The sequence below is a fragment of the Bradyrhizobium manausense genome, from assembly GCF_018129685.1.
In the GTDB taxonomy this organism is placed as follows: Bacteria; Pseudomonadota; Alphaproteobacteria; order Rhizobiales; family Xanthobacteraceae; genus Bradyrhizobium; species Bradyrhizobium manausense_D.
The window spans coordinates 130,735-153,221 of sequence record NZ_JAFCLG010000002.1; the positions used below are offsets into that span (position 1 = coordinate 130,735).

General features: G+C 64.2%; 22 protein-coding genes. 8 read left to right on the forward strand and 14 right to left on the reverse strand.

Annotation, left to right across the window (positions count from 1 at the left end; genetic code table 11):
* Positions 1-124: 124 nt before the first annotated feature.
* A complete protein-coding gene (locus JQ621_RS08230) occupies positions 125-1,105 on the forward strand; it encodes a Bug family tripartite tricarboxylate transporter substrate binding protein (RefSeq protein ID WP_212233947.1) in 981 nt (326 codons plus the stop codon).
* Positions 1,106-1,156: 51 nt separating this feature from the next.
* On the opposite strand, the gene JQ621_RS08235 is transcribed toward JQ621_RS08230, so the two are convergent.
* The 5 genes from JQ621_RS08235 to JQ621_RS08255 form a co-directional block, all read right to left on the reverse strand.
* The gene (locus tag JQ621_RS08235; protein WP_212233948.1) at positions 1,157-1,441 is read right to left on the reverse strand and encodes a DUF3551 domain-containing protein; all 285 of its coding nucleotides are present in this window, start codon (positions 1,439-1,441) and stop codon (positions 1,157-1,159) included.
* 123 nt (positions 1,442-1,564) lie between these two features.
* A complete protein-coding gene (gene htpG / locus JQ621_RS08240; RefSeq protein ID WP_212233949.1) occupies positions 1,565-3,442 on the reverse strand; it encodes a molecular chaperone HtpG in 1,878 nt (625 codons plus the stop codon).
* Between the two features lie 122 nt (positions 3,443-3,564).
* The gene (locus JQ621_RS08245) at positions 3,565-3,996 is read right to left on the reverse strand and encodes a hypothetical protein (RefSeq protein WP_212233950.1); all 432 of its coding nucleotides are present in this window, start codon (positions 3,994-3,996) and stop codon (positions 3,565-3,567) included.
* 247 nt (positions 3,997-4,243) lie between these two features.
* A complete protein-coding gene (locus tag JQ621_RS08250) occupies positions 4,244-4,858 on the reverse strand; it encodes a nuclear transport factor 2 family protein (protein ID WP_212233951.1) in 615 nt (204 codons plus the stop codon).
* A gap of 166 nt (positions 4,859-5,024) precedes the next feature.
* Positions 5,025-5,831: a response regulator gene (locus JQ621_RS08255; protein ID WP_164933682.1), complete on the reverse strand. Its 807-nt coding sequence runs from the start codon at positions 5,829-5,831 to the stop codon at positions 5,025-5,027.
* Between the two features lie 221 nt (positions 5,832-6,052).
* Here JQ621_RS08255 and JQ621_RS08260 point away from each other — a divergent pair, with 221 nt between their 5' ends.
* The gene (locus JQ621_RS08260; RefSeq protein WP_212233952.1) at positions 6,053-6,289 is read left to right on the forward strand and encodes a NepR family anti-sigma factor; all 237 of its coding nucleotides are present in this window, start codon (positions 6,053-6,055) and stop codon (positions 6,287-6,289) included.
* Positions 6,289-6,837, forward strand: coding sequence for a sigma-70 family RNA polymerase sigma factor (locus JQ621_RS08265; protein WP_128954138.1), 549 nt, complete (start codon positions 6,289-6,291; stop codon positions 6,835-6,837). The genes JQ621_RS08260 and JQ621_RS08265 overlap by 1 nt, the downstream gene beginning before the upstream one ends.
* Before the next feature lie 88 nt (positions 6,838-6,925).
* On the opposite strand, the gene JQ621_RS08270 is transcribed toward JQ621_RS08265, so the two are convergent.
* The 8 genes from JQ621_RS08270 to JQ621_RS08305 all read right to left on the reverse strand — a co-directional run bounded on the left by JQ621_RS08270 (position 6,926) and on the right by JQ621_RS08305 (position 16,123).
* Positions 6,926-7,636, reverse strand: a complete 711-nt coding sequence (locus JQ621_RS08270) for a nitroreductase (protein ID WP_212233953.1) — start codon at positions 7,634-7,636, stop codon at positions 6,926-6,928.
* 115 nt (positions 7,637-7,751) lie between these two features.
* Positions 7,752-8,996: an acyl-CoA dehydrogenase gene (locus JQ621_RS08275; RefSeq protein ID WP_212233954.1), complete on the reverse strand. Its 1,245-nt coding sequence runs from the start codon at positions 8,994-8,996 to the stop codon at positions 7,752-7,754.
* A gap of 148 nt (positions 8,997-9,144) precedes the next feature.
* Positions 9,145-10,386 carry an acyl-CoA dehydrogenase gene (locus JQ621_RS08280; RefSeq protein WP_212233955.1) on the reverse strand — a complete coding sequence of 414 codons (1,242 nt, stop codon included), beginning with the start codon at positions 10,384-10,386 and terminating at the stop codon, positions 9,145-9,147.
* 144 nt (positions 10,387-10,530) lie between these two features.
* The gene (locus tag JQ621_RS08285; RefSeq protein WP_212233956.1) at positions 10,531-11,658 is read right to left on the reverse strand and encodes an acyl-CoA dehydrogenase family protein; all 1,128 of its coding nucleotides are present in this window, start codon (positions 11,656-11,658) and stop codon (positions 10,531-10,533) included.
* Between the two features lie 135 nt (positions 11,659-11,793).
* Positions 11,794-13,665, reverse strand: coding sequence for an AMP-binding protein (locus JQ621_RS08290; RefSeq protein WP_212233957.1), 1,872 nt, complete (start codon positions 13,663-13,665; stop codon positions 11,794-11,796).
* Between the two features lie 43 nt (positions 13,666-13,708).
* Entirely contained in the window at positions 13,709-14,515 is an 807-nt protein-coding gene (locus JQ621_RS08295) for an enoyl-CoA hydratase/isomerase family protein (protein ID WP_212233958.1), read from the reverse strand.
* Between the two features lie 191 nt (positions 14,516-14,706).
* Positions 14,707-15,465: an SDR family NAD(P)-dependent oxidoreductase gene (locus tag JQ621_RS08300; protein ID WP_212233959.1), complete on the reverse strand. Its 759-nt coding sequence runs from the start codon at positions 15,463-15,465 to the stop codon at positions 14,707-14,709.
* Positions 15,466-15,520: 55 nt separating this feature from the next.
* A complete protein-coding gene (locus tag JQ621_RS08305) occupies positions 15,521-16,123 on the reverse strand; it encodes a TetR family transcriptional regulator (protein WP_249125063.1) in 603 nt (200 codons plus the stop codon).
* Between the two features lie 205 nt (positions 16,124-16,328).
* On the opposite strand from JQ621_RS08305, the gene JQ621_RS08310 reads away from it, so the two are divergent.
* The gene (locus JQ621_RS08310) at positions 16,329-17,501 is read left to right on the forward strand and encodes an acetyl-CoA C-acetyltransferase (protein ID WP_212233961.1); all 1,173 of its coding nucleotides are present in this window, start codon (positions 16,329-16,331) and stop codon (positions 17,499-17,501) included.
* 188 nt (positions 17,502-17,689) lie between these two features.
* A complete protein-coding gene (locus tag JQ621_RS08315; protein ID WP_212233962.1) occupies positions 17,690-19,234 on the forward strand; it encodes an acyl-CoA synthetase in 1,545 nt (514 codons plus the stop codon).
* 4 nt (positions 19,235-19,238) lie between these two features.
* On the opposite strand, the gene JQ621_RS08320 is transcribed toward JQ621_RS08315, so the two are convergent.
* Positions 19,239-19,781 (reverse strand): methylated-DNA--[protein]-cysteine S-methyltransferase, encoded by a 543-nt coding sequence (locus JQ621_RS08320; protein WP_212233963.1) that lies wholly within the window; start codon positions 19,779-19,781, stop codon positions 19,239-19,241.
* Between the two features lie 153 nt (positions 19,782-19,934).
* Between JQ621_RS08320 and JQ621_RS08325 the strand changes: the two genes are divergently transcribed.
* The 3 genes from JQ621_RS08325 to JQ621_RS08340 all read left to right on the forward strand — a co-directional run bounded on the left by JQ621_RS08325 (position 19,935) and on the right by JQ621_RS08340 (position 22,434).
* Positions 19,935-20,753 carry an alpha/beta fold hydrolase gene (locus JQ621_RS08325; RefSeq protein ID WP_212233964.1) on the forward strand — a complete coding sequence of 273 codons (819 nt, stop codon included), beginning with the start codon at positions 19,935-19,937 and terminating at the stop codon, positions 20,751-20,753.
* Positions 20,754-20,755: 2 nt separating this feature from the next.
* A complete protein-coding gene (locus JQ621_RS08330) occupies positions 20,756-21,568 on the forward strand; it encodes an alpha/beta fold hydrolase (protein WP_212233965.1) in 813 nt (270 codons plus the stop codon).
* Positions 21,569-21,756: 188 nt separating this feature from the next.
* Positions 21,757-22,434: a GntR family transcriptional regulator gene (locus JQ621_RS08340; RefSeq protein WP_212233966.1), complete on the forward strand. Its 678-nt coding sequence runs from the start codon at positions 21,757-21,759 to the stop codon at positions 22,432-22,434.
* The last annotated feature ends 53 nt before the right edge of the window (positions 22,435-22,487 follow it).

Here is a 22,487-nt window from a genome sequence, read left to right on the forward strand (position 1 = left end):
ATCATCCTTTACCAAACAGGCGGGAACGGCGTGCGGCCCGGCGCGATTCTTGCGATAGCAAATCCGGCAATACGGCGCGGCGCGCGCAGCCCCTCGCCTCGCGCGAGATGAATTGGAGGCCACGATGATCACCAGGCGATATTTCCTTCAGACCGCGACTTGCGCCGCGGCCGCGCTCGCGGCGCCGCGTGCCTTTGCGCTCGGCAATACGTCCTACCCCTCGCGCAGCGTGAAATGGGTGGTGCCTTACGCACCCGGTGGCGCCACCGACGTGCTGTCGCGGCTGATCTGCCAGCGGCTCTCCGACCGGCTCGGCCAGACCTTCGTCGTCGAGAACAAGCCCGGCGCCGGCAGCAATATCGGCACGCAGGCGGTGATCGCCTCCGCGCCGGACGGCTACACGCTGCTGCTCACCTCGACTGCAAATGCGATCAACGCCTCATTCGATCCCACGCTGCCGTATGACTTTGCCAAAGGCATCGCACCGGTCGCCGGCGTTGCGCGGATTCCACTGGTGCTGGTCGTCAACACCGATCTGCCGGTGAAAAGCGTCGCTGACTTCATCGCCTACGCCAAGGCCAATGTCGGCAAGATGTCGATCGCATCCTCCGGCATCGGCACGTCGCTGCATCTCTCCGGCGAGCTGTTCAAATCGATGGCCGGCGTGCAGTTCACCCATGTGCCGTATCGCGGCTCCGCGCCGGGCTTGACCGACGTGATGAGCGGCCAGATCCAGGGCATGTTCGACAACGTCACCTCGTCCTTCGAGCTGGTGCGCGCCGGCAAGCTGCGTGCGCTCGGCGTCACCACACGCGAGCGCTCGGACACCCTGCCAGACGTGCCGCCGATCGCGGACACGCTGCCCGGCTACGAGACATCGTCCTTCTACGGCGTCGGCGCGCCCTACGACACGCCGCGCGAAATCGTCGACCTGCTCAATCGCGAGATCGATACGGCGCTATCCGACGCCGAGATCAAGGCGCGCATTGCCGAGCTCGGCGCCATCCCGTTGCACGGCGATGCCGGCGAGTTCGCTCGCATGCTCGCCGCCGAGACCGAACGCTGGCGCAAGGTGGTATCGCTGGCGGGGATCAAGAAGGAATAGCAGGCGGCTCCTGCGCGCAAAAGACCGCGCCGGAAACCTGATCACGCCGGGTCAGTACGCCCTTCTCTGACGCCTGCGCGGCTGGTGCTCGTCGAAAGCGTAGTAGGGATTGACGTCGCAGCTGGCCGCGAGGCCCGATGCCGTGGCGCGGCACTGCTCCAGCGACGTGAAGGAGCAGTCGAAATAGCCGCCGCCACCACCGCCACCCAAGCCGCCACCGCCACCCGAATATCTGTGCATGCAAACCGGGTAGCGCGGATCATAGGTCTGTGCACTGGCATCTGCCGCCGCGAGCAGCGTGGCAACGGCGGCAAGGGTCAGGAGAGGCAGGCGCATCGGACATTTCCTCGCATTCGTGGCGCCGGCGGATCTGCCGCCGACGGCCTCCTATGACACAACACCACAGCGGAAGCGACTGTTCCTGAGGACAATGACGGCAAGGTGAGTGCACTGCACCGGCTAGCCGCCCAGCCCCTGCAGAACGAGACGGTTCAGCCGCGCAGCAAATGCGGCCGGATCCTCCGGCAGTTCGCCATCCAGGATCTGCGCCTGTTCGAGCAGGAGCAGGCTGAGATCGTCGACCGTCTTGGAACCCGCCTGGGCCTTGGTGATCGCCGCAACCATCGGGTGGCGCAGATTGATCTCCAGGATCGGCTTGGTACGCATGCCGCGGTTCTGCTGCGCCAGGATGCGCTCGAGCTCGCGGCTCGGACCCTGGCTGTCGGCGACAAGGCAGGAGGCGGAGCTGGTCAGGCGCGTCGAGGCCTTGACATCGCTGACGCGCTCGCCGAGCGCCGCCTTGATGACGGCGATGGTGGCGGCCTCGTCTGCCGCGGGCTCGTCCTTCTTCGCCTCGTCCTTGTCGTCGACGCGCGGGATCAGGTCGAGATTGAGGTCGCCCTGACTGAGCGACTTCAGCGGCTTGCCCTCGAACTCCGTCGGCATGGAAGTCCAGAAGGCGTCGACCGGATCGGACAGCAGCAGCACCTCGATGCCCCGCGCGGCCGCGGCTTCCAGCCGCGGGCTGGACTTCAGCCGCTCGATGCTCTCACCGACCAGATAATAGATCTCGGTCTGGTTGGGCTTGAAATCGGCGACGACGTCCTTGAGCGCGCGCTTCTCGCCTGAAGTGGTGGTGAAGCGCGACAGCGCCAGCAGCTTCTCGCGGCGCTCGAAATCCTCGTAGATGCCCTCTTTCAGCACGGCACCGAAGGCGTCCCAGATTTTTGTGAAATTCTCGGCGTCCTTCTCGGCGAGGGTTTCGAGCTCGTTGACGACGCGGGTCGCCACCGCCTTGCGGATCTGCGCCAGCTGCGGGTTGTTCTGCAGCATCTCGCGCGAGATGTTGAGCGGAAGGTCCTCGCTGTCGACGACGCCGCGGATGAAACGAAGATAGCCCGGCAAAAGGTCCGCATCGTCGGTTATGAAGACACGGCGGACATAGAGCTTGACGCGGCCCTTGCGGTTCGGCTCGAACAGGTCGAACGGCTTCGTCGACGGCGCAAACAGCAGCACGGCGTAGGAATAACGCCCCTCTGCGCGATAATGCAGCGTCATCGCGGGATCGTCGAAGGCGGAGGCGATCTGCTGATAGGCCTTCTTGTAGTCTTCCGCCGTCAGCTCCGATTTCGAACGCTGCCACAGCGCGCTCGCCGAATTGATCTGGCGCGGCTCGCCCTCTTCCGGCACCAGTTCGATCGGGAAGAGAATGTTGTCGGAATAGGCGCTGACGATGCGCTCGATCTCGTATTTTTCGAGATATTTCTTCGCGTCATCCTTCAGGTGCAGGATGATCTCGGTGCCGCGTGCCACGCGTGCCGCCTCGTCCTCGCCGGCACGCGCGATCTCGAAGCCGGAGCCGCCTGACGACGTCCAGGTCCAGACGTCGCTTTCGCCGGCGCGGCGGCTGATGACGACGATCTTCTCGGCGACCATGAAGGCGGAATAGAAGCCGACGCCGAACTGGCCGATCAGGCCGAGACCGTCCTTGGCCTCCTTCAGCTTCGACACGAAGGCCTTGGTGCCGGAGCGGGCGATGGTGCCGAGATGGTCGATCAGCTCCTGCCGCTCCATGCCGATGCCGTTGTCGGCGATGACAAGCGTCGCAGCTGTCTTGTTCGGGGTAATGCGGATCTTGAGCGCGTCGCCCTCGCCCAGCAGGGCCGGATTGGCGATCGCCTCGTAGCGCAGCTTGTCGCAGGCATCAGAGGCGTTGGAGACGAGCTCACGGAGGAAGATGTCGGTCTCCGAATAGACGGAATGCACCATCAGGTGCAGCAGTTCGGAAACCTCGGCCTGGAAAGGCTGCGTATGCGTGGCCGTATCGGACGTCGTCATGCGTTTACCCGGTCAATCAATGGGAGAAAGCCCGGATATAGCGCGATGGGATAGGGGATCAAGTGGACACGCAAATTCGCCGTCCTCAGGGGAGAGCGCTCTTGCGCGAAGGCCGACGCGGATCAGGTCACGCAGCGGCCGGGCTGCAGCAGTTTTGCCACCTCTGTCAGGGAGCTGACCATCGGCTCGCAGGCGATCGTCGGCTTGCGGCCCGTCTTCAGCAGCGTCGGCGCCGGCTTGGCATTACCGGTCTCGATGGCCCCTTGGACGCGAAGCAGCACCGACGTATCGGGCAGGTCGTTCAGCCGCATCGAGACGGTGCGGGTGGGAACCGCTGAAGGCTTCATCTCGGCAAGGCGGTCGGACTTGCCGGTGCGATTGACGTTATGACTTGCCACATTGCGACCCGAGGTCTGGCCCGGCTGATCAGCCAGCGCTTCCCAGCGGTCGGCCAGATCGTGCCCGGAGGCCAGTTGGACGGCGCCCACCTGAACGGCGCCAAGCGTCGCAGCGATGGCGACGGCACCAAAGAATACCTTTTGAATCTGCAGCATGGTTGTCGGTCCCTCGCCCCATGGCGATCGCGGGAACAACGTGAAGGGAGGCCCCGAGTTTCCCAGGCGTTAAGATCACTTAACCGTGTGCGAAAAAGACACCGCTCCAGAAAAATTTTGCAGGCGCCTGGAACGACTCCCGCGCCCGGGAGTCGTCTCAGCAGCCGGCTATTCCCCCTGCCCCATAAGCCGGCGACGTAGGGCGCGACTGTGGTGATGCCAGTCGCGCCTTACTTTTGTCTGGGGCTCACTTTCCCTTCCCAGCCAGCCACTCCCGCCCCTCGCCGTAGAGCTTCTCGACCTCGGGGCCGATCAGGCCCGGCATGTCGCGCTTGACCTTGTAGCCGATCAGCTCCTGCATATAGGCGAGATGGCGGTAGCCTTCGGGCAGCGCTGCGAGCGCTTGGCTGTCGAGGCGAAGCTCTGCTGCGGGATCGACCGGGTCGATGCGGTCCTTCTCGTAGATCGGCTGGCGGCGGACGATGCCCCATTGGCCAATACCTGATTGGTTCTGCCGCTTCTCCAGGAAATCATAGAAGCGCCCGGTGCAGACAACGTCGCAGAGCACGTCGTGCACCAGGGCCCGCTGCGAGATCGTCATCTTGGTCTGCGCAATGGCCCGCTCCCCTGAAAGGTCAATGCTGGTGCCGCCGAGGAAATGCAGGATGCGCACGCCCTTGGCGAAGCCTTCCTGGCTGACGCGCATGAAATCCCGCGCCGGCCCCTGAAACCAGGTGGCGGACATCCAGCCCTCTTCATGCCAGACGGTGGCAAAGCGCTCCCAGTCACCGGCGTCACGCCACACCGCCCAGTTCTCGACGAGATCGCGAATGGCGAGGCGGTCGAGCAGTTGCTGGTCCATGGGCACATCTCCACGTCGGGGCGATGCGCAAGGTATGAGTGGCGAACGAGACGCCCGTCAAGCGGCTCGAACGGCCAAGAAACGGCCAAGAAACGGCCAAGAAAAATCCGGCGCGCCTTTCAGCACGCCGGATTATCGTTGTCGCAAGATTTGGTTCGCCAGCGCTTTACGCCGCCGGCGCCTTCGGCGCACGGTTGCGCGAGTTGCGCTGGAAGAACAACGCCTGGCTCGCCACCGCCGACACCATCGCGGGCTGGAACGGCTTTGAGATCAGGAATGCCGGCTCGGGGCGCTCGCCGGTGAGGAAGCGCTCGGGATAGGCGGTGATGAACACCACCGGCACCTCGAAGGTGCGCAGCAGCTCGTTGACGGCATCCAGGCCCGAGGAGCCGTCGGCGAGCTGGATGTCGGCGAGGATCAGGCCCGGCCGCTTGTTCTTGGCCAGCGCCACCGCATCAGCGTGGGTGCGCGCGACGCCGACGACATTGTGGCCGAGATTCTTCACCAGACTCTCGAGGTCCATGGCGATGAAGGTCTCGTCCTCGATGATCAGGACGTCGGTAGCGATTTCCGCCGCCATCTCGCGGCCGGCGGCATCGGCAAGCCGGCGCGTCTCGGCAACATCGGTGCCGAGGACAAAGGCGACTTCCTCTTCCGAAAAGCCCTCGAGCGAGAGCAGCAGGAAGGCCTGACGCGGCAGCGGCGTGATGTTCGAGAGCCGCCGCTCCGGCGGCATTGGCAGGGTTGCCACTTCGGCATCGTCATTGACCGAGACCGAATTCCAGATCTGGGTGAACAGCCGGAACAAGCCGGCCCGCGGCCCGTGGCTCTCGTCGAGCACCGAGGGATCTCCCAGCATGGCTTCCAACATGGCTGCGACATAGGCGTCGCCGGAGGCCTGGCTGCCCGTCAGGGCGCGCGCATACCGGCGCAACAATGGCAAGTGTTCAGCAACGAGCTGTGAACGGGACATCCCCACTCCATTCATTTCAGGCCAAACCATCAAAATCAGGAACTGCGAGAGGAGGCCCGGGTTCCCCTACTGGGGCTGATGACGCCCCAGCTCAAGAAAAGTTCCCTGGGTGGGGGAACTTTTTGTCGAAGCTGGAATTGAGATTGTCCAGGGAACGGCTCCCGGTTGAGAAAACTTCTCTATTTTGCAGTCACTTAACTCGGGGAAACGTGGAACAGGTCATGAAAGATCTCAAGTCTCAAGCCAGCAAAAGCACGACCCCCGGCAAGGGAGGCCTCACTCCGGAGATCCAATCCCGGATCGGGCACCAATTGCGCGCCATGTACGACGACGTCGTACGGCAGGGGGTCCCCGACCGGTTCGCGGAACTGATCAAGAAACTTGATGCGCCGGGAGGCGGATCTCAGGATGAAAATGGTGCCGGGGGCTCCAACGACAACAACCATGGGAGGGACTAATGCCTCTCACGAACTCCCTGCGTGACGACATCCTCGCGGCAGTACCGAGCTTGCGCGCGTTCGCGATCTCGCTCAGCGGCAATGCGGACCGCGCCGATGATCTGGTGCAGGAGACTTTGCTCCGCGCGCTCGCCAACATCGACTCGTTTCAGCCCGGCTCCAACCTGCCGGCGTGGCTGTTCACGATCCTGCGCAATCTGTTCCGTTCCGACTATCGCAAGCGTCGGCGCGAAGTCGAGGACGCCGAGGGCAACTACGCCAAGACGCTGAAGACGCAGCCCTCGCAGAACGCCCATCTCGAGTTCGAGGAGTTTCGTACCGCGCTCGAGAAGCTGCCGCAGGACCAGCGCGAAGCGCTCATCCTGGTTGGCGCGTCCGGCTTCTCCTACGAGGACGCGGCGTCGATCTGCGGCTGTGCCGTCGGCACCATCAAGAGCCGCGTCAACCGCGCGCGCTCGAAGCTCGCCGCGCTGCTCTATGTCGACGGCGCCGAGGATTTCGGGCCCGACGAGACCGTGCGCGCCGTGATCGGCGGCAGCGGCGGATAGCGGGTCAATCGACCGAAGGGACAGCTCGCGAAGGCGGCCGTTCGCGCGGCCGCCGTCGCACGCGTGTGGCCAGGCGATGCTCGCCCGGTCATGTCTCGACGAATGTCACCGTGTCGGCGACTGACGCCCGCGAGGTGCGGTAGCTGTTGACCTTATGGGCGTTGTCCGCGTAGCCGAACGAAATGCCGCAGACGACGCGGCGGTCATCGGCCAGATTGAAGTGGCGGCGGATCAGGCCGGAATGGCGCGCGAGCGCGGCCTGCGGAATCGTGCCCAGCCCAAGCGCCTGGGCGGCGAGCATGAAGTTCGACACATAGGCGCCGCAATCGATCGCACCGTAGATGCCGAGCGGCTCGGCGGTATGAATGATCGCGACATGAGGGGCACCGAAGAAATTGTAGTTCTCCAGCGCCTGTTTTGCGTAAGCGCTTCTGTCGCCACGCGCGATACCGAGCGTGTTGTAGAGCTGAAAGCCGCTTTCGCGGCGGCGCTCGAGATAGACCCCAACATATTCGCGCGGCGGCGTGAAATCGTAATCGTCGCCGAGGCCGCCTGACGCCTCCTTGTAGATCAGCTGACGGAAGCGTTCCTTGGCCTCGCCGCTGGCGATGACGACCTGCCAGGGCTGGCTGTTGCACCAGGACGCCGTGCGTTGCGCCGTGGTGAGCACATGCTCGATGGTGGCGCGATCGACCTCCTTGGGGAGGAAGGCGCGAACGGAGTAGCGCTCGTTGAGGAGCTCTTCGAGCACGCCGATGCGGTCTTCGGTTGAGTGAGTGTTGGGCGACTTCGCATCCATGGCGCTGCCTTCTTCGTAGGGTGGGCAAAGCGGAGCGTGCCCACCACCTTGTACATTTTCGAAAGGAGAGGTGGGCACGGCGCGCGAAGAGCGCGCCTTTGCCCACCCTACGAGATCAACGCCCCTTGGTCGGGATCTTGTTGTACGGCACGTCCTTGTCGACCCTGATGTCGCCGGGCAGGCCCAGCACGCGCTCGGCGATGATGTTGCGCAGGATCTCGTCGGTGCCGCCGGCGATGCGCATCGAGGGCGAGGACAACAGCATCTGCTGGAACTGGCCGTGCACCGTCTCCTCGTCGCTGCCTGTGAGAACACCGGCCGCGCCCTGCAGATCCATCGCATAGGCCGCGATGTCCTGCAGCATCATGCCGGAGACCAGCTTGCCGATGGAATTTTCCGGCCCTGGCCGCTCGCCCTTCGACAACGCCGAGATCGCGCGGTAGCTGGTGTATTTCAGCCCGCTCGACTTCACGGCCCAGCTCGCAAGCCTGGAGCGCACGGCGGGATCGTCGATGGCGAGCCCGTCCTCCAGCATCAGGTTCGAGCAGAACTCGAACATCTCGGGCACGCCGGTCGCAAGCCGCGCGCCGATCGACATGCGCTCGTTCATCAGCGTGGTCAGCGACACGCTCCAGCCCTCGCCGACGGCCCCGAGCCGCTGGCTGTCAGGGATCACCACGTCGGTGAAATAGACCTCGTTGAACTCCTGCATGCCGTTGGCCTGCTTGATCGGCCGCACTTCGACCCCCGGGCTTTTCATGTCCAGGAAGAACATGGTGAGGCCCTTGTGCTTGGGCACGTTGGGATCGGTGCGCGCGATCAACAGGCCGTAATCGGAATAATGCGCGCCCGAGGTCCATATCTTCTGGCCGTTGACGACCCAATGATCGCCCTGCTTCTCAGCGCGCGTGCGCAAGCCCGCAACGTCGGAGCCGGCCGAGGGCTCGGAGAACAACTGGCACCAGATTTCCTCGCCCGCAGCCAGCTTCGGTAAGTACCGGCGTTTGGCATCTTCGCTGCCCCAGGCCATCACGGTCGGGCCGCACATGCCCTCGCCGATCTGGAACGGCTGCGTCAGCTTGCCGTAAACGCCCTCTTCCTGCTGCCAGATCACCCGCTCGATCGGCGTCGCGCCGCGGCCGCCATATTCCTTCGGCCAGTGCAGGCAGGCCCAGCCGCCTTCCGCCTTCTTCTTCTGCCAGGCCTTGCCGACCTCGACCATGTCGTGATTGGCGAGCCGGATGCGGCCGAGCGAAGACTTCGACAGTTCCTGCTCGAACTGCTTCGGGGCGTTGGCGGCGATCCATTTGCGCGCGGTTTCGCGGAATGCGGCTTCCTGCGGGGTGTCGTCGAAATTCATGGCGAACCTCTCAATCCTTGCTCGGTACGTAGGGTGGGTTAGCCGAAGGCGTAACCCACCACTTCTGTTGCGCGTCGTTGCAGCCAATGGTGGGTTACGCTTGGTGGATTGCGCTTCGCGCATCCGCGAGGCTAACCCACCCTACGATTCATCTTCCCTTCGTCGGTATCTTGTTGAACGGCACGTCCTTGTCGACCCTGATATCGCCGGGCAGGCCCAGCACCCGCTCGGCGATGATGTTGCGCATGATCTCGTCGGTGCCGCCTTCGACACGCGTGCCCGGCGCGCGCAGCAGCATCGCCTGGAAGCGGCCGGCGAGCTCGGCATCCTCGCCGCTGACCACGCCGCTCGCGCCCTGCAAGTCCAGAGCATAAGCCGCAACATCCTGGATCATCGAACCCGCGACCAGCTTGCCGATGGAATTTTCCGGTCCCGGCCGCTCGCCCTTCGACAACGCGGAGATCGCACGCATGCTGGTGTATTTCAGCCCGCTCGCCTTCACTGCCCAATTCGCCAGCTTCGAGCGCACCGCGCGATCCTCGATCGCCGGGCCGTCGTCGAGCATCAGGCTGGAGCAGTATTCGAACAGCTCCGGGAAACCGGTCGAGACGGCCGCGCCGATCGCGCTGCGCTCGTTCATGAGCGTGGTCAGCGAGACGTTCCAGCCGTCACCGACTTCGCCGAGACGCTGGTGGTCGGGAATGCGGACGTTGGTGAAATACACCTCGTTGAAGTCGGAGGCACCGCTCGCCTGCTTGATCGGCCGCACCTCGACGCCAGGACTCTTCATGTCCAGGAAGAACATGGTGAGGCCCTTGTGCTTGGGGACGGTTGGATCTGTTCGCGTGAGCAGGATGCCGTAATCGGAATAATGCGCGCCCGAGGTCCAGATCTTCTGGCCGTTGATCACCCACTCGTCGCCATCCTTCTCGGCACGCGTGCGCAGGCCCGCGACATCAGAGCCGCCGGCCGGCTCCGAGAACAGCTGGCACCAGACCTTTTCGCCGGATGCGAGCGGCGGCAGATAGGTGCGCTTGTGCTCCTCGCGCGCGAACGCCATCATGGTCGGCCCGCACATCCCGTGGCCGATGATGAACATGCGGGAGAGCTGGCCGTACGGCCCCTCTTCCTGCTGCCAGATCACCCGCTCGATCGGCGACGATCCGCGGCCGCCATATTCCTTCGGCCAGTGCAGGCAGGCCCAGCCGGCGTCGGCCTTCCTCTTCTGCCAGGCCTTTGCCACCTCGAGAATGTCAGCGTTCTTGAGCACGGTGCGGCCGAGCGAGGATTTGCGCAGCTCTTCTTCGTACTGCTTGGGCGCGTTGGCGTCGATCCAGGCGCGCGCAGTGGCACGAAACTCGGCTTCCTGCGGGGTGTCGTCGAAGTTCATGATGCTTCTCTGTCTTCCGTAGGGTGGAGTTGCCGAAGGCGTAATCCACCAATTCTATCGAGCATTGCCGGCCGACGGTGGGTTACGCCAAGCGGTTTGCGCTGCGCGCAATCCGCTCGGCTAACCCACCTTACGCATCTGTCATTACGCCGCGTTCTTCTTGCGCATGCGGTCGATCAGCTGGTCTTCCCAATAGGACAGGCTGCCGAGGCCGAGCGCCATCGCATTGGCGCGGCGATAGTACATATGGCAGTCGAACTCCCAGGTGAAACCCATACCGCCGTGAACCTGGATGTTGTTCTTGGCACAGTGCTGGAACGCCTGCGTCGCGCTGATGCGCGCGGCAGCGGCAGCTTCCGGCAACTCGGCCGCATTGGTCGAAAGCGCCCAGGCGCCGTAATAGCTGTTAGAGCGCGCCAGCGTCGCCGAGACATACATGTCGGCGAGCATGTGCTTGATCGCCTGGAACGAACCGATCTGGCGGCCGAAGGCGATGCGGTCCAGCGCGTAATCGCGGCCCATCTCCAGCGCGCGGTCGGCGCCGCCGACCTGCTCGAAGGCGCAGAGCACCGCAGCACGATCGAGCACCTGCGTGAGGATGCTCCAGCCTTCGCCCGCAGCGCCGAGCGGCTCCGCCTTGCAGTTCGTGAAGGTAATCTCGGCCTGTCCGCGGGTCGGATCGAGATTGGTGAGGCTCTTCACCTCGACACCGCCGGCCTTGAGATCGACCAGGAACAGCGAGATGTCACCGTCGCGTCCGCTCGATCCCGTGCGCGCCGCGACCACCGCGAAGTCGGCGATCGCGCCATCGGCGACCGGCTTCTTGACGCCGTTGAGCACGCCGTTGGCCGCCGTGAGCTTGACGTTCTTGGGCGCCGGATTGCCCTTGCCCTCGAACAGCGCCAGCGTGCCGATCGCTTCGCCCGAGGCGATCGCGGGGAGCCACTTCTTCTTTTGCGCATCGCTGCCGGCGATCAGCAGCGCTTCGGCCGCGAGATAGACGGTGGAAGAGAACGGCACCGCCGCATTCGCCCGCCCCATCTCTTCCGCGATGACGCAGAGCTCGAGGTGGCCGGCGCCCGCGCCGCCAAACTCCTCGGGGATCGCGACACCGAGGAAGCCCATCTCGGCGAGGCCCTTCCAAAGCTCCTTGTCGTAGGGCGCCTTGCCATCGAGCACGACGCGCACCGCCTTGGGCGGGCATTTCTCGGCGAGGAATTTGCGCGCCTGGTCGCGGAGCTGCTTCTGGTCGTCGGAGAAATCGAAGTTCATGGCGGGCTACCTTTTTCTTGCTGTCATTCCGGGGCGTGACGCAGTCGCGAACCCGGAATCTAGAAGTCATTCACTCATCTCGGGATTCCAGGTTCGCCGCTACGCGGCGCCCCGGAATGACGAATTCAGTCGTTTTCATCGCAGCACGATCACATCCTGATCCGGCTTGTCCGCATAAAGCCGCTCCACCAGCGCGGCGCGGCGTTCGAGGCCGGCGCGCTGGTTGATGTAGCCCTTGTCGGTGAGCTCATTGCCGTCGATCGAAGGCGGCTCCGCCATCAGCATCGCGCGGGCGATGATGCGGCTGCTGGCGCCTTCGCATTCTTTGTTGTGGGCCTCCAGCCCGCGCCTGAAGCAGGCGATGACCTCGGGATGCTTCACCGCATCCTCGAAACTCAGCTCGGGATTTCCGACGAGTTGCCGGCAGGCATGCAAATTCGGCCACGCCAAGAGGCCGATGAAGGCGCGATCCTGTCCTGCGACCAGCGCGTCATGCACGACGGGCGTCGCAGCCGCGATCGCGTCGGTGCGGAGCGATCCAACATGGACAAAGGTGCCGGTGGTGAGCTTGAAGTCTTCGACAACGCGACCGGCGAAGATGATGCCCTTCACCGGATCGGTCTCGTCGACGAAGATCCCTGCATCGCCGATGCAGTAGAAGCCTTCCTCGTCGAACATCTTCTTGGTCAGATCGGGCTGGCCGAAATAGCCGGGCGTGACGTTGACGCCGCGCAGCCGCAGCTCGTATTTCGTGCCGCACGGCACCATCTTCAACTCGACGCCGGGGAACGGCAGGCCGATCAGCCCGACGCGCTCGGTGTCCCAGTAAGTGCCTGTTGAGGTCGGCGCGGTCTCGGTCGAGCCCCAGCCGGTGTAGAACACGATGCGCTCACCCGTGGTCTTCACGGCGAGCGCCTGCATGCGGTCGTAGAGATCGTCGGGCAATCGCGCACCGCCATAGGCCATGATCGCGAGGTTCCTGAAGAAGGAACGGCACAGCGCGTCATCCTTCTCCATCGCGGCCGCAAGCGCGGCGTAGCCGGCCGGCACGTTGGCGTAATAGGTCGGCGATATCTCGCGCAGATTCCTGATGGTCTCTTCGAGCTGGCCCGGCATCGGCCGGCCGTCGTCGATGTAAAGCGTGCCGCCGTCGACCAGCACCGGATGGAATGCGGCGTTGCCGCCCATGGTGTGATTCCACGGCATCCAATCGAGCACCACCGGCAGCGGGCCGCCAGGCGTGCGCGGCCGCACCTGCATCATCATCGCCGCATTGGCGCACATCATGCGTTGCGTGTTGATGACGGCCTTGGGCATGCCGGTCGAGCCCGACGTGAACAGTAGCTTGCCGACGGTGTCGGGCGTGATCCTCGCGATCGACTCCTCAACGTCGTTGGTCACCTGCGTCGCCGCCAGATCGGCAAAGCTGACGCTCTTGATGCCATCGCAGGGCCGAACCACGTGAACGACGGTGACGCCGGTGAGATCGAGCGCCTTCAGCGCCTTCTCGAAGGTCGGGCCGTCCTGCACCATCACCACGGCCGGCTTGATCAGATCAAAGAGATACTTCAGCTTGACGTGATCGTGGCTCATCAAGGAGTAGGCCGGCGACACCGGCGCCGCCGGGACACGCGCCTGCATCGCAGCCTGCGTCATCAGCGCGTGCTCGATCGAATTGCCGGAGAGGATCGCGACCGGACGCCCGTCGAGTTTGAGATTGAGCAGCGCCTGCGTCAGCGCATCCACGGCGCGCTTGGCGTCGCCATAGGACACCTTGCGCCATTCGCGGTTGGGACCGCCGCGCTGTGCAAGCCAGATGCGCTCAGGCGCTTGCCTGGCCCATTTCGCGAGCGAAGCCGGAAGATGCCTCTCATATGCCTGCAGGGGAATGCGCGACTTCAGCACCACCGTGCCATCAGCGCGCCGCGCGACATCGATGTCGCGCGCGAGCCACTCGACCTTGCGAAAGGCGGGCTTCGCCATCACCGCCGCCGCGCTTCCACTCATTTTGCGTCTCCCGGAATTAGTGTCCTTTGCGGATCTTCGTTGTTCAGCGCTTGATATAGACAGGCTTTCGCTTCTCAAGGAAGGCCCTGATGCCTTCAGAAAATTCCTCGGAGCGGCTGCACAGGACCTGGTTGCGGTCCTCCATCGCGATAACGGCTTCCAGCGACCCCGCATCGACGCTGATGTTGAGACATTCCTTTGACAGGCGCAGTCCCACGGGCGAGGCCGTCATCATTGCGTCGACATAGGGCTCGGCAGCTTCGTCGAGCCTGTCTTCGTCGACAACTTCGGAGACAAGCCCGACCGCAAGCGCGCGCTCGGCGCCGATGAAGCGCCCGGTGAGGATCAGTTCGGAGGCCACGGAGACGCCGACGAGCCGCGGCAGAAAGTAGCTGGTGCCGATGTCGCAGCCGCCAAGGCCGAGCTTGATGAAGGCACAATTCATCCGCGCCGACCTCGTGGCAATGCGAATGTCGGAAGCAAGCGCCAGCGCAAAACCGCCGCCGGCCGCCGCGCCCTGCACCAGCGACAGGATCGGCTGCGGACAGCGCCGCATCAGCATGACGATGTCGGCGATGCGACGTTGTGAATCGAGCGACTCGGTCACGCCTGGCGGCTCCTGCTGCCCGGCCCGGCGCGCCATCGCGGCCTTGAGGTCGAGACCTGCGCAAAAATTCCTGCCGGCCCCCTTCAACACGACAACGCGCGTATCGCGGTTGCGCTGGAGGCCCTGGAAATAAGCGTTGAGCGCATCGATCAGCGCAGGATCGAGCGCATTGAGGCTGTCAGGGCGATTGAGCGTCACCCGGTCGACGCCGTCGTGATGCTCGATCAGCAGCGGTTGGGACATGCGAGCGTCCTTTATGCGAGTCTGGCGCCGGTCTTTCACCCTCCCCTGGAGGGGGAGGGTCGATCGCGCGCAGCGCGAGCGGGGTGGGGTGACGGTGTTTCCCCATCGAACAGTGCCCGAGTGGAGAGATCACCCCACCACGGCGCTTCGCGCCGACCCTCCCCCTCCAGGGGAGGGTGAAAAGCCACCGCCTACCGCGGAGCCATACGAATCGCGCCGTCGAGGCGGATGGTCTCGCCGTTGAGCATTGCGTTCTCGACGATGTGCACGGCGAGCGCGCCGTATTCCTTGGCATCGCCGAGACGCGAAGGATGCGGCACCTGGGCCCCCAGGCTCTTGCGGGCTTCCTCGTTGAGACCCATCAGCAGCGGCGTGAAGAACAGGCCGGGCGCGATGGTGTTGACGCGGATCTTCTGGCTGGCGAGGTCTCGCGCGGCCGGCAGGGTCAGGCCGACGACGCCCCCCTTGGAGGCCGAATAGGCGATCTGGCCGATCTGACCTTCGTAGGCGGCGACCGAAGCGGTGTTGATGATGACGCCGCGCTCTTCGCCGACAGGCTCGATGGTGACGAGACGCTCGGCGAACAGACGCAGGCAGTTGAACGTGCCGATCAGGTTGACGTTGATGATGCGCGCGAACTTTTCGAGCGGATAGACGCCATCGCGGCCGACGATGCGCTGCGAGCCGCCGATGCCGGCGCAGTTCATCAGCACGCGGGCAACACCATGCGCGCCTTCCGCCTTGGCGATCGCGGCCTTGATCTGCTCTTCGCTGGTGACATCGGCGTGAAGCGCGATGCCCTTCACTTCGGCGGCGACCTTCTCGGCATTCTCCTTGTTCTGATCGATCACACCGATCTTGGCGCCCTTGGCGGCCATGGCGCGGGCGGTGGCTTCACCGAGGCCCGAACCACCACCGGTGATGAGAACGGCTACGTCTTTCAATTCCATCGCTTCAACCTTTCCTTGGGCGTTTCTTCTCTAGACTTGTAGTGCTTCGGCCGGATTATCCGGCCACGACGGCGTCCTCGGCTTGCGCGAGGATGCCGCCGCAGATCAGCGTTTCCATGTGCTTGATGTATTGCCGGCAGACTTCGTCGGTGACCGGGCCGACGCCGGTCGCGCGAGACATTGCGTGCCGGCCGAAGAACAGGTGATCGCAGGCGCCGATCAGGCTGGTGTAAAACAGTACCGGATCGGTCTGGCGGAACTCGCCGCGGCTGACGCCTTCGGCAAGCAGACGGCGATGAAAGTCGAGCAGCGGCGCGACGAAGAACTTCGAGACTTCGTCCGCCGAGCCCGCAACGCTCTCGTGCAGGAGATAGTGGATCAGCCGGTTCATGTAGGGGAACCGGTGATAGGCGCGGATGATGCCCGCGATGTGAAGCTTCAGCTTCGCGGTCGACGTGATCGGCTGCGCCAGCAGATATTCGAGGTTGGACATTTCGGTCGCAGCATCCCGCGCGAGCAGCGCCAGCAGCAGCCCGTCCTTGTTGCCGAAATGATATTTGACCAGCGCAGCGTTGGCGCCCGACTTCTGGGCGATGTCGGAGAGCGAAATCTCGATCGAGGAGCGTTCGATCATCAGCTCACTCGCGGCCACGAGCAATTTCTCTGCCGTGGAATTCTTTCCGCTGGGGAGCCGGTTCGGTACGCTGGTCGTCACGGATATCCCTTGTTCTCGCCTTGAAGCGGCTCGCAGATAAGCCCAAGCAGCGCCTCCCCACAAGAGTTAATTGATCGATTGACTAAACGATATCCAGGCCCTTAAAACTCCGACAACCCAATTCAGAACAATCATGGGAGAGACCGAAATGGCCGAGGCTTATATCGTCGCCGCTGCGCGCACCGCGGGCGGGCGCAAGGGGGGCCGCCTCGCCGGCTGGCATCCGGCCGATCTCGCCGCGAAGGTGCTGGACGAGCTGGTTGATCGCACCAAGGTCGATCCCGCGTTGGTCGAGGACGTGATCATGGGCTGCGTGATGCAAGTCGGTGAACAGTCCAACAACGTCGCGCGCAACGCGATCATGGCATCGAAACTGCCCGAGAGCGTGCCGGGCACCTCGATCGACCGCCAGTGCGGCTCCTCGCAGCAGGCGCTGCACTTCGCGGCACAAGCCGTCATGTCAGGCACGATGGACGTGGTGATCGCCGCCGGCGTGGAATCGATGACGCGCGTGCCGATGGGACTGTCCTCGCAATTGCCCGCCAAGAACGGTTTCGGCACCTACAAGAGCCCGGGCATCGAGGCGAAGTATCCCAATATCGTGTTCAGCCAATTCACCGGCGCCGAGATGATGGCGGAGAAGTATGGCCTGTCAAAGGACGACCTCGACGAATACTCCTACAACAGCCATCAGCGTGCGATCGCGGCGACGCAGGCCGGCCACTTCAAGAAGGAGATCGTGCCGCTCGAGATCGTCAGGGCCGACGGCAGCAAGGACACCCACCACATCGACGAGGGCATCCGCTTCGACGTCACGCTCGACGGCATCAAGGGCGTCAAGCTGATCGCCGAGAACGGCAAGCTCACTGCTGCCAGCGCCAGCCAGATCTGCGACGGCGCTTCCGGCGTGATGGTCGTCAACGAGCGCGGCCTCAAGCAGCTCGGCGTGAAGCCGCTCGCGCGCATTCACCACATGACCATGACCGGCGGCGACCCCGTCATCATGCTCGACGCTCCCCTGCAAGCCACCAAGAAGGCGCTGGAGAAGGCCGGCATGAAGATCGACGACATCGACCTGTTCGAGGTCAACGAGGCCTTCGCCTCGGTGCCGACCGGCTGGCTGAAGACCACCGGCGCCGATCCCAGCAGGCTCAACGTCAATGGCGGCGCCATCGCGCTCGGCCATCCGCTCGGCGGCTCCGGCACCAAGCTGATGACGACGCTGGTCCACGCCCTGCACCAGCGCGGCAAGCGCTACGGCCTTCAGACCATGTGCGAAGGCGGCGGCATGGCCAACGTGACGATCGTGGAGCGGCTGTAGGCTGTCGTTGCATCGCACAGGCGTTGCCACACTGAAGGTGTCGTCCCGGCGAAGGCCGGGATCCATAGCCACAAATGTTTGTGGTTAGGGCGAGCTGGGGCGACATCGCATTTCAACAATCCGACTCGGTGGTTATGGATCCCGGCCTTCGCCGGGATGACACCTTTGGTTTTGCGAGACCAACTTTCATGACCCACCCCTCTATCCACGCCCGCACCACGCCCGACAAGATCGCCTACCAGATGGCCGGGACCGGCAAGGCGATCAGCTATCGCGAGCTCGATGAGCTCTCCAACCAGGGCGCAAACCTGTTTCGTTCGCTTGGCCTGAAGGCCGGCGATCACATCGCGCTGCTGATGGAGAACCGCCTTGCCTTCATGGAGATCTGCTGGGCCGCACAACGCAGCGGGCTCTATTACACCGCGATCAGCCGCTATCTGAAGCAGGACGAGATCGACTACATCATCGGCGATTGCGGCGCCAAGGTCGTGATCACCACGCCGAAATGCGCCGACCAGATCAAGGACCTGGTCAAGGGCGCGCCGGACGAGCCGATCTTCTACATGGTCGATGAACCTCTGCCCGGCTTCCGCTCCTACGACAAGGAAGCTGCCGCCCAGCCGACAACGCCAATCGCGGACGAGGTCGCCGGCTACGACATGCTGTATTCGTCAGGCACCACCGGCCGTCCCAAGGGAATCAAGAAGGCGTTCGAAGGCAACGCCATCGACGTGCCGAACGCGTTCCTGCGCGTGCTCTGCGCCGACATGTGCGGAATGAACGCCGAGAGCATCTATCTGTCGCCGGCGCCGCTCTATCACGCGGCCCCGCTGCGCTTCAACATGATGGCGATCGTGCTCGGTGGCACATCCATCATCATGGAGCATTTTGACGCCGAGGATTTCCTGAGGCTGGTTGAAAAGCACAAGGTCACCCAGTCCCAGCTCGTACCGACCATGTTCGTGCGCATGCTGAAGCTGCCGGACGAGGTCCGCAGCCGTTACGACGTCTCGACGCTGAAAGGCGCGATCCACGCCGCCGCGCCCTGCCCGGTCGATGTGAAAGCAAAAATGATCGAATGGTGGGGGCCGATCCTGATCGAGTATTACGCGGGCTCCGAGGGCAACGGCGTCACCGTCTGCAACTCGCAGCAATGGCTGGAGCATCGTGGCAGCGTCGGCCGCGCCGTGGTCGGCAAGATCAAAATCCTGGACGAGAATGACGAGGAGCAGCCCGTCGGCGAGATCGGTACCGTGTACTTCGCCGATGCGCCTGCCTTCACCTATCACAACGATCCTGAAAAGACGAAGAAGGCCTACAACGCCAAGGGCTGGTCGACGCTCGGCGATGTCGGCTATCTCGACAAGGACGGCTTTCTGTTCCTCACCGACCGCAAGTCCTACATGATCATTTCGGGCGGCGTGAACATCTACCCGCAGGAGACCGAGGACGTGCTGATCACCCACCCCGAGATCGCCGACGTCGCCGTGTTCGGCGTGCCGAACGAGGAGATGGGCGAAGAAGTGAAAGCGGTGGTGCAGCCGCACGACATGAAGCGCGCCGGCAAGGCTCTGGAAGCGGACCTGATCGCCTACTGCAAGACGCGGCTGTCAGCGATCAAGTGTCCCCGCTCGATCGATTTCGAAGCGGAGTTGCCGCGTACGCCGACCGGCAAGCTGGTGAAGCGGCATCTGCGCGACAGATATTGGCCGAAGACGGCGGCGAAGATTTAAGGCCTCAATCAAACAAGCTCGGCGTGTGGTTCACCAGCGCACCCTCGATCTCGAGCATTTTCAGCTTGGTCACCACGCCGCCATTCGCCGAGAAGCCACCGGGCTTGTTGCCGGCTGCAAGCACGCGATGGCAGGGCACGACGATCGGGCACGGGTTGCGGCCGAGCGCCTGGCCGACGTCGCGCGAGAGCTGGACGCCGCCGAGCTGTTTTGCAATATCACCATAGGTGATGGTCTTGCCGGGCGGAATCGCGCGCGCGATCTCGTAGACGCCGCGGTTGAACGCGGGCACGCCGTCGAGATCGAGCGGGATATCGGTGAGGTCATCGGGCTCGCCCGCAAGCAGCTTGACGATGCGATCGATCGCCTGCTGCACCTCGGGTGTCGGCTCGGCCTCGGTCGCGTCGGCATGGCGCTGGCTGATGCGGGTGCGGATCTTCTGCTCGCCGCCCATCGGCAGCTGCGTGCCGTTGATGCCGCGCGGGCCCCAGGCGATGGCGCAGAGGCCGATCCTGGTGTCGAACAGGGCAAAATGCTGGTCGGTCATGACTGGGTTCCTGGACTGGCGCCTTCGCATGCCCCCATTGTGATCTCGGTGCAAATCTAGGCTTGGAAATAGTTGCGATCCACCCGGTTTCCGGGAATCTTGCACAGGAGTTCCGCACACCTTTCCGCGATCCAATACTTCCGAGAGCCAAGAATGCAAAGCCTCCACGTCAATGGATACGACATGCGCTATCTCGACGTGGGCGAAGACCGGGGCCGCCCGCCGCTGGTCTGCGTGCACGGCTCGCTCAATGATTTCCGCGTCTGGGGCTGCCTGCTCGGGCCGCTGTCGCAGCGGCACCGGATGATCGTCCCGAGCCTCCGGCACTTCTTCCCGGCGCAGTGGGACGGTGTCGGCGACACCTATTCGATCGCACAGCATGTCAGCGACGTCATCGCCTTCATCGAGAAGCTCGACTTCGGTCCGGTCGATTTGATGGGACATTCCCGCGGCGGGCACGTCAGCTTCCGCGTCGCGCAGCAGCGACCGGACCTGCTCCGCCGGCTCATCCTTGCCGAGCCCGGCGGCGAGCTCGATGCGAGCCTCGATCCGGATTATGTTGGCGGCCCCTCGCCGCTGCTGGCCCGGTTCACGGCCTCGGCCGAAAAAATCGCGGCAGGCGATGTCGATGGCGGGCTTGCCGTCTTCGTCGACACGTTGGAAGGCGCCGGCACATGGCCGCGGCTGCCGGCGATGGTGAAGCAGAACCTGCGCGACAACGCCACCACCCTGATCGGTCAGGTCCGCGACAACCGTCCGCCGTTCTCGAAGTCGGATGCGGAAGCGATCAAGATGCCGACGCTGTTCATCCTGGGCGAGCGGACCAAGGGCCTGCTGCCGAAGGTGTTGCATGCGCTGGCCGCGCACGTACCCTATTCCAGGACGGCGATCATCCCGAACGCGACGCATCCGATGTTCGAGCAGGCGCCGCAGAAATATTCCGAAGTGGTGCTGGATTTCCTGGCGAGCTGATCATGCAGAGCTTTCGCGTCAACGGTTACGACATGGCCTATCTCGAAATCGGCGAGGGCGATCCGCTGGTCTGCGTGCACGGCACGTTAGGTGATTTCCGCACCTGGTATTCGGTGCTCGGCCCGCTCTCGAAGAACCATCGCGTGATCTCGGTCAGCCTGCGGCACTTCTTCCCCGAACATTGGGACGCCATCGGTGACGACTACAAAATGGCGCAGCACGTCGCCGACACGATCGCCTTCATCGCGCAGGTCACGCCCGGGCCGGTCAACCTGATGGGCCACTCGCGCGGCGGCCACATCGCGTTTCGCGTCGCGCAGGCGCGGCCGGATCTGCTGCGCAAGCTGGTGCTGGCAGAGCCGGGCGGCGATCTCGATGCCAGCCTGCCGCTGCCGGAGGGCACGCCGTCGCATCCTCCGCTCGCCGCAAAGACGATCCGCGCGGTCGAGCTGATCCGCGCCGGCGATGTCGAGGGCGCGCTGCGGACCTTCTACGAGGGCATCGAGGGCGACGGCGCGTGGCGGCGCGTGCCGGCCGCGGCCAAGCAGCAGTTGCGCGACAACACGCTCACCTTCCTCGGCCAGATCAACGAGCAGCGGCGGCCCTACACGCTGGCGGATGCGCAAGCGATCAAGACGCCGACGCTGTTGATCGGCGGCGGCGCGACCACTGGCAGCCTCTCGGTGATCTGGCGCGTGCTCGCGCAGCACATCGCCGGCAGCAGGACGGCGGTGATCGAGAATGCCGGACACTGGATGTTCGAGCAGGCGCCGCAGGAGTTCGGCGAGGTCGTGAACCGGTTCCTGGCGGAGTAGCTGGCCGGGTGCCTGCCTCACATCAGCGAAAACAACCCCATGCACAGTAGCCGGCCTGAGCAATATCAATGGCTTAGGCCGCTCGAACCTAGAGTGGCCTAACGGTACTTGAGTAGTTCTTGACCCATCAGGCGCATCGCCATAGCGTCGAATACGGAATTCCGTATTCTCTTTTCGGAGCTGCCGGCGTGATCCCTCTCGACCCGCTGCCGAACCTGATCGACCAGGTCTATGCCCGGATCCTGGAGGCGATCTCCGATCGCACGTTGCAGCCCGGCCAGCGCATCCGGCAGAACGAGCTCGCCGACAAGCTCGGCGTGTCGCGCCAGCCGGTGTCGCACGCGCTGCACCTGTTGCACCGTCAGGGTCTGGTGGCCGAAAGCGGCAAGCGCGGCTTTGAAGTCACCCAGCTCGATCCCGCGCGCATCCGTCAGCTCTACGAGGTGCGCGGCGCCATCGATGCGCTCGCGGCGCGGCTCGCCGCCATGCGTGCCGCAACCGATGCGGCTGGACGCGCGCGGCTCGAGGCGGCGCTCGCCGCGGGCCGTCGCATCGATCGCAAGACCGCGCTCGCTGATCTGATTGCGCTCGATGTCGAATTTCACTGCGCCATCTACCACCTCGCCGGCAATCCCGTGATCGAGGAAACGATCACGCCGCAATGGCCGCATATGCGCCGTTCGATGGCGACGGTGCTCTCCGAGCTCGACTATCGCGGCAGCGCCTGGGCCGAGCACGCCGATATCGCAAAGCACATTCTCGCCGGCAACGCCGATGCTGCCGAGCGCGCCGCGCTGGTCCATGCGCAGACGGCCGGACGGATGACTGAGGAGAGATTGAGGGCGACGGACGAGGTGGCGGCTTAATCGTTTGCGCCCGCGCCGTCATGGCCGGGCTTGACCCGGCCATCCACGTCTCT